Raw genomic sequence first — 4,707 nt, 5'->3', positions numbered from 1 at the left:
AAGAATTAAAACAAAACTAAAAGGATTGTCCCCTGTGCAATACAGAGTTCAATCCTTAGTAGCTGCTTAATATATTTGTCTAATTTTTTGGGTTCAGTTCAGAAAATAGGTGGGCTTTTTAATGCAGAAAAAAAGACACCCAAAGGTGTCTTCTGACTTGAATTAACGTTTTAGACCGGACGGTTCGGTCTAAAATAGAGTTAAGATATTAACAAATTAATTTTCTTAATATTCACCTGTAGCATATTCTCTCTTATTCTTTTAGTTAAAAATAATAAATAGCAATCACTGCTAGCGAATTATTAATCATGTGCATTATAATTCCCACATATAAACGCCCGGTTAACTTATAAGTACAACCTAAACCAATTCCCAAAAGGAAATATGGAATTGTTTCTAAAGAAAGAAGACTAACATGCATACCTGCAAAAATAGCTGAAGAAACAAGTACACCTAACCAGGAATTTTTAAAAATTCCATGCTGTATAACACCACGATAGACAATTTCTTCACCAATGGGTGCTACTAGAGCAATAGAAAATGCGAAGACTAAAATGGGTAACGTTACTTGGCTTTCTAATTCAACTTGATTAGATGACTGAAAACTTATAAAGTCTGCTAGTAACAGCGGTAGGGATTTACATACTACAGTTAGTACTAGACCTAAAAGTAAGCTTTTTGGCAAACTCATCGTAAAATTATTTTGATTTGTAAAAGGCTCTTTAGATCTACGATAATAAAAATAAATTATTAGAACAACTAACAAATCAATTGCGTCAAACGAAATGCTCATCCCGCCAAACTGTTCATCACTAATGAAATAAACTAGTGCGATAAGTTGCTTTAAAATCATATAAAACACAAAAATCCCTAACGATATTGCCGACATTTTATTGAATCGACATTGTTTTTTTAATATACCAAACACAAAAAATCCTCCTTGAAATAATTTTAATTCGTAGAACATGATAACAAAGTCTAACTTCTTTTGCACTACTTATATAATAAAAATACAATTTAAATATATCTAAATTATATAATATCAACTTAGAAATATTTAAATAAATGGTAATAGGGGTTACCATTTACTACACCTACGGAAATAGGCGTGCTTTCTATTCATAAAGAAAAGACACCCAAAGGAGCCTTCCTCCGACTTGAATCATCTTAATTTAAATAATATGGGGCCCGCTAACATATTAAAAAGTACACATTTACGAATCATGTCTGGACCAACTCTATCAATTTGCTATACTTATATTTGGAAGTTTTATACATATAGGTGAAGGAAGGAAATTAGTTGAGGCAAGTACGTGTTGATCCAGATAAAATGGAAGAGAATTTTTCACAGACAGAAAATATGAGCCGAATGATTATGTATGGGGAACTGTTTCTACAGTTGTAGGTGGCACTCCTAAAGTTATTGGTCGAGTATTTGGTAAATATGGAGAGTTAGAGCAAAAAGCGAAGGATTTAGGGAAAGTATCAAAGGTAACTGAAGAGATTGGATGGAGTATGCCAAGAGGTGGCGGCGTCATTGATGGGCGTAAGTATACTGAACATGCGCTTGAAAGAATGGCACCTGATACAATTCAGGTTCGAGCAGAACTTACAAAGCGTGCACGCGAAAGAGCTGAAAGGAATGGTTACACATTCGGATCAAAAGAATACATGGAGGAATTAAAAAAAGTTGATCCACGTGGTGTAACACCAAGTGTAGTAGAAGAAACAATTAAGCATGCTACTAAAAAACCTGGAAATAAACCTGGTCTATGGCAATACGATGGGAAAGATGTTAGAGTCGTATTGAATGATAATGGCGATGTTGTTTCCGTTGTACCTAATAAATCGTGAATATTATAAATAAAGTGGATTGAGCCCATTCACGTAAGGAGTTGTTAAATTGAATATACAATATGATGAATATGAATTATTAGAAATATTCGAGAGTGAACCAGAAGATTATTTTATTCCAGGTGCAGGTGCATATAGATATAATAAAATAGATAAATTAGGTTTTGAATTAGTAATGATTATGTGTTATTACGAAGAAACTGTTGAATTAAATTTGTATTATAAAAATAAATGCATCTTTGAAACCAAGATGCATTCGGCGAAACGAATCTATACCCGTAATGACTCATTATATGTCCAAGGTGGCGTAGAAAACAAAACAATCGAAGTAAAATTCAAGCCACATTTTACAGTTACAATAAATGAGTTTTAAAAACTTGAAATCAATGTTCGTAAATATTCTGAACATGCTTTAGAAAGAATGGCTCCGGATACAATACAAGTTCGAGCTGAATTAGAGGCACATGCCAAAAGTAGAGGGCTTGTACGTAGTACACAGAAATTTAAAGAATTTGTTAATCCTAGAGGTATCACAACTTCTGTAGTAGATTTTCTGTGCCTTTCCATTGGAAAATCAAGACTGATATAAAAAATGAGTAGAAAAAACAAGGCTTTTACTTCGTGGATACCACTACAAAGTAAGAGCCTTGTTTCATTATATTTGTTCATACAGTTTTCCTTGTAGTCTTCTGTTTTCATCCTTCAATCTCTTATTCTTTATCAATTTTTCGAACAGGTTGATAGCAAAAGTTTTTTATACAAAATAACATCAAAAAATACGTCTTGAACAAGTATGAAAAAAGAAAGCTGAAGGGCAAGTAATCCTTTTGGAATCTTTTTAAGAGAAAATGATAAACTGATCGGAGACATTTCATTAACTCAAATTGTTAGGGGAGACCTCCAAAGCTGTTATACAGGATTTACTTTAGATAAGGAGCATAATGCAAAGGGCTATACAACAGAGGCTCTTCAACTTGTTGTATATTTTGCTTTTAGGGAATTAAAGCTACATAGAATTGAAGCAGGAGCAATGCTTGATAATATAGCATCTATTCGTGTATTAGAAAAAGTCCTACATAAGGGGACTTTTTCTAATACATATAGATTAAAATAATAATAGAAATTTTTTATTTTTTTCCACAACTATTAATTAAATCATATTGTTTAGAAATCATTTCATTTCGAATTTGATCGAGATGTTTATGTAATGTTTCTTTTATTGCACTACCTGTTTTGCTTTCAAAACTTTTGTTTAATTCAATTCCTTGTTCAGATAAACTTTTGCATACATCATGAAATGCTTCTTTGTTTTTTTGAATGGCATGTTTTTGGCTTGCTACTATGCTATTTGTTTTGAATGCTACATCAGTTTTTAAAAGTGATTGTTGCATTTCTTTTTCTAATTGCTTTTTAACAGCTTGCAACTCATCTATAATAGTTCCAACTGCACCAACTGTAGCTTTCTCTATTTCTTTCTCTATTTTTTGAATTTCCCCTATAAAATCCATCATATTATCTCGCCGCCAGTCCTTCAAAATTTGTTCCTAATTGATTATCTTTATCTCGTAATGAATTAGCTGCATAAGCAATATCATCTCCAAAATGAATCAATTCTTTTTGTTTTTTCCGTAAAAGATGAATTAGTTCTTCTGCTAGTTGTATATCATGAAAATAGTCTTTTCCGTTTTGGGATATTTTTGCAACCTCTCTAATTGCTTCATCTACTTCATGTTCTTCTAACAGATGATATTTTCCTCCAGGTCCTGTCTCATGCTTCAATTGACTCTTTAATTTCGCAACTTCCTCTTCTTCTTGTTGTTGAAATCTTTCTATATTTCTAATAATATCAGATAATATATCGCTTATTTTTTGTATCTCTTTTGCATGACGAATGATATCATCTGGTTCTAATTCTAGTCGAACACTACCATTATTGTGGAACATTTCTAGAAATGTTGACATTGGATGTTGTCCCATAAATACAGCCGCGAGAATACTATCTGTTCCATTACTTTTCGTTGTAAATTGTTTACCAATCATAGGTGCTCCAAATTGATTGAAATTTCCTACAGCATCTTCTTTATGAGTATAATCTACTACTTTATTTTCCATTACGCCTTCATCTACTCGTTTTTTTGCTTTATCACTTAGTAATCTATAAATATTTGGTGCAGCATATGTTGTTGCATAACAATTCATTTCTGCTGCTACATATTGAGCCTCCGCAGCACCTTTACTATGTCCGGTAGTGTGAATAGATGTAGGATTATATTTTTTCTTAATTTTTTCTGTAAATTCTAATGCACTATCAAATGATGTCGGAGCTTTTCCGCCTGCTACACCAAGGTTCTTTTTCTGTCCAAGTGTAATTTGAACTATATCTGTGGTTTTATCTCCATCGAATCTATCAAATTCAGTACCACGGAATGCAATGATTACATCGTCATACTGTTTTTTACCAGGCTTATACTTATTTGCAGGTACTACAGCGATTGCTTGTAATCCATTTTTCACTTTTGTGTCATCTGCATCAAATGTTTCTATAACTTTCCATTCTTGACCATTAGATCCTTTGATTTTTGCCTCTTCGTGCAAAAAATCTTTATTATAAACGTTATCTGATAGTTTGAAATAATCTTCATCTGTCGCAATTGGATTCTTTTTAAATTCACTCATATGTCTCAACTCATTTCATGGTATATTTTAACTATATTCAAATACAAGGGGATTTTAAATGAAAAAGAAATTGGTAATTGTTTTATCCATTATTTGTATTATAGCAGGAGGATATTTTACTATGGAATATTTAAAACAAAAAGAAATTGAAGAAAAGTTTTGGAACGAGCAAAAAGA

5 protein-coding genes and 2 pseudogenes are annotated in these 4,707 nt (G+C 32.0%); 3 read left to right on the top strand and 4 right to left on the bottom strand.

The features are described from left to right. Nucleotides 1-265: 265 nt before the first annotated feature. Entirely contained in the window at nt 266-928 is a 663-nt protein-coding gene (locus ES895_RS11615) for a CPBP family intramembrane glutamic endopeptidase (protein ID WP_000467045.1), read from the bottom strand. Between the two features lie 401 nt (nt 929-1,329). Between ES895_RS11615 and ES895_RS30100 the strand changes: the two are divergent. Next, nucleotides 1,330-1,854: pseudogene (locus ES895_RS30100) on the top strand (hypothetical protein); the annotation flags it as partial. 49 nt (nt 1,855-1,903) lie between these two features. Continuing rightward, nucleotides 1,904-2,227 (top strand): hypothetical protein, encoded by a 324-nt coding sequence (locus ES895_RS11605; protein ID WP_001025896.1) that lies wholly within the window; start codon nt 1,904-1,906, stop codon nt 2,225-2,227. On the opposite strand, the gene ES895_RS11600 is transcribed toward ES895_RS11605, so the two are convergent. Next, nucleotides 2,224-2,553 (bottom strand): hypothetical protein, encoded by a 330-nt coding sequence (locus ES895_RS11600; RefSeq protein ID WP_000845490.1) that lies wholly within the window; start codon nt 2,551-2,553, stop codon nt 2,224-2,226. The two genes, ES895_RS11605 and ES895_RS11600, sit on opposite strands and share 4 nt — an antisense overlap. Nucleotides 2,554-2,591: 38 nt before the next feature. Here ES895_RS11600 and ES895_RS11595 point away from each other — a divergent pair. After that, nucleotides 2,592-2,926 (top strand): annotated as a pseudogene (locus ES895_RS11595) (GNAT family N-acetyltransferase); the annotation flags it as partial. 55 nt (nt 2,927-2,981) lie between these two features. Here ES895_RS11595 and ES895_RS11590 read toward each other — a convergent pair. After that, complete coding sequence (locus ES895_RS11590) at nt 2,982-3,365, bottom strand: hypothetical protein (protein WP_000968628.1); 384 nt, start codon at nt 3,363-3,365, stop codon at nt 2,982-2,984. Between the two features lies 1 nt (nt 3,366). Continuing rightward, a complete protein-coding gene (locus tag ES895_RS11585) occupies nt 3,367-4,530 on the bottom strand; it encodes an alpha/beta hydrolase family protein (protein ID WP_001288649.1) in 1,164 nt (387 codons plus the stop codon). Between the last annotated feature and the right edge of the window lie 177 nt (nt 4,531-4,707).

The sequence above is a fragment of the Bacillus sp. 007/AIA-02/001 genome, from assembly GCF_004634455.1.
In the GTDB taxonomy this organism is placed as follows: Bacteria; Bacillota; Bacilli; order Bacillales; family Bacillaceae_G; genus Bacillus_A; species Bacillus_A cereus.
Note: the sequence above shows the minus strand (reverse complement) of the source record. Positions and strands in the feature narration are given on the sequence as shown.

Coding starts and splice junctions, on each gene's coding strand:
- ES895_RS11585 (WP_001288649.1), bottom strand. CDS start 4,530: ATGAGTGAATTTAAAAAGAATCCAATTGCGACAGATGAAGATTATTTC.
- ES895_RS11590 (WP_000968628.1), bottom strand. CDS start 3,365: ATGATGGATTTTATAGGGGAAATTCAAAAAATAGAGAAAGAAATAGAG.
- ES895_RS11600 (WP_000845490.1), bottom strand. CDS start 2,553: ATGAAAACAGAAGACTACAAGGAAAACTGTATGAACAAATATAATGAA.